Raw genomic sequence first — 526 nt, forward strand, 5'->3', positions numbered from 1 at the left:
CCTGCCCCGCCGCCGCCCAACTCGACGGCCAGCTCGGCGGCGCGCGGCAGGCCTTCGAGTTCCTGCTCGGCCGCCACCTGGACGCCAACCCGCGCCAGTACACCCTCACCCCGCCCCCGCTCGCCGAGCTCATGGCGGACCTCGCCGCCGCCGCGGCCACCGACGGCCGCCCCCTCGCCACCGTCCTCGACCCGGCCTCCGGCACCGGCGGCCTGCTGCGCGCCGTCCCGCACCCCACCGCGCTGTACGCCCAGGACACCGACCCCGACCTGGCCGCCCTCACCGCCCTGCGCCTCGCCCTCCACGGCGACGCCGACATCCGCTGCGCCACCGCCGACACCCTCCGCGCCGACGCCTTCCCCGATCTGGCCGCCGACGCGGTCCTGTGCCACCCCCCGTTCAACGAACGGACCTGGGGCCACGACGAGCTCGCCTACGACCCGCGCTGGGAGTACGGCTTCCCGGCCCGTACGGAATCCGAGCTGGCCTGGGTGCAGCACGCCCTCGCCCGGCTCCGCGACGGCGG

Annotated in this window: 1 protein-coding gene; it reads left to right on the forward strand. The window is 77.8% G+C overall.

Annotated features, from left to right (window positions below):
* Window positions 1–526: N-6 DNA methylase (locus CCN56_RS41025; protein WP_179200176.1), on the forward strand; the 526-nt coding region annotated here is incomplete at both ends.

Origin of the sequence: Streptomyces sp. NRRL B-24572, assembly GCF_002156145.1 — a bacterium.
In the GTDB taxonomy this organism is placed as follows: Bacteria; Actinomycetota; Actinomycetes; order Streptomycetales; family Streptomycetaceae; genus Streptomyces; species Streptomyces vietnamensis.